Below are 1162 nucleotides of genomic sequence, written 5' to 3' on the forward strand. Positions count from 1 at the left end.
ATCTTTATTTGACGATTTTACTAGCTTTTTCATTTTAACTCTTTTGTGACACATTCGCAAAAGTGAGATGCACCCGATCGCCCCTCACACCAAATACCAAACATTACGATGATTCTACGGAGGTCGATGCTTGAGTAAAAAAGAGCGATCGCCCTTCACACCAAATACCCAACACTGCGAGGATTGTACCCAGATCTATCGCCCTTCACACCAAATACCAAATCGATGTCTGCGGTACAATTAAAGTAAACCCAGGATTAGTCTTTCAAAAATGAACATGATCAACCTAGAGTTACCGCAGTCCGATCCATTCACCAACCTCAAAGTGACGCTGCTGCTAGAATCACTCACATCCGGAGAAGTTGCGGCATCTGTCAGAGAGTTTCCCGAGTGTCAAGTGAAAGCAGAAACACGAGAAGCGGCGATCGCACAAATTCAAGCTACCTTTTTAGAACGGCTCAAAAATATTGAAGCGATTTCATGGAACGTGCCGATTCAGGCTTCAGAACCAACCTGGATGAAATTTGCAGGTGTCTTTAAAGACGATGCCGATTTTGTGGCAATTATGGAATCAATTCGCGCCGAACGAACCTCAGATGATGACTCAGAAGTAGATCCTTCCTATTACTTGTAAAGGTGCTTTTCGTGTGTCGATATATTCTGGATACCGATTCCGTTTCACTGATTCTCTACAATCATCCCCAACTTACTGCTAACGCGAAAAAGCATCAGGTTGCTGTCACTATTGTCAGTTCAAGAACTCTTCAATGGCTGGGTTGGCAGGATTAACGATCCGTCCCTGCTGCATAACCTACCTGGACTTTATTCAAAACTTTGGACAACTGTAAAATACCTCCAAACTATTGAGGTACTGAACTTTACACCGGAAGCTGATACTTGTCTCAAGAAACTGTTAAAAGATAACCCGCCCTTGCGGAAAAATCGCCTGCAAAAAGATATGCGGATTGCAGCTATTGCTTTGTCCCTCGGTGCTACCGTTATCCCTCGCAATCAACGAGACTTTTGTCAAGTTCCCGGACTCTCGATCCAAGATTGGACGCTTGATTCCTAAATGCTGACTAATGACTACTATAGTCATTTCAAATAAATGTGAGACAGAGGTAAGATCATGATAAAATCGATAAAAATAGTTAATTAGAAA

Annotated in this window: 2 protein-coding genes; both read left to right on the forward strand. The window is 42.5% G+C overall.

The features are described 5' to 3' along the window. The first annotated feature begins 271 nt into the window (after positions 1–271). The gene (locus tag QUA40_RS28820; RefSeq protein ID WP_333132144.1) at positions 272–634 is read left to right on the forward strand and encodes a hypothetical protein; all 363 of its coding nucleotides are present in this window, start codon (positions 272–274) and stop codon (positions 632–634) included. Between the two features lie 111 nt (positions 635–745). After that, on the forward strand, positions 746–1072 hold the full coding sequence (locus QUA40_RS28825) for a type II toxin-antitoxin system VapC family toxin (protein WP_333132146.1): 327 nt from the start codon (positions 746–748) through the stop codon (positions 1070–1072). Positions 1073–1162: the final 90 nt, after the last annotated feature.

It is taken from the genome of Microcoleus sp. Pol11C3 (assembly GCF_036701485.1).
In the GTDB taxonomy this organism is placed as follows: Bacteria; Cyanobacteriota; Cyanobacteriia; order Cyanobacteriales; family Microcoleaceae; genus Microcoleus.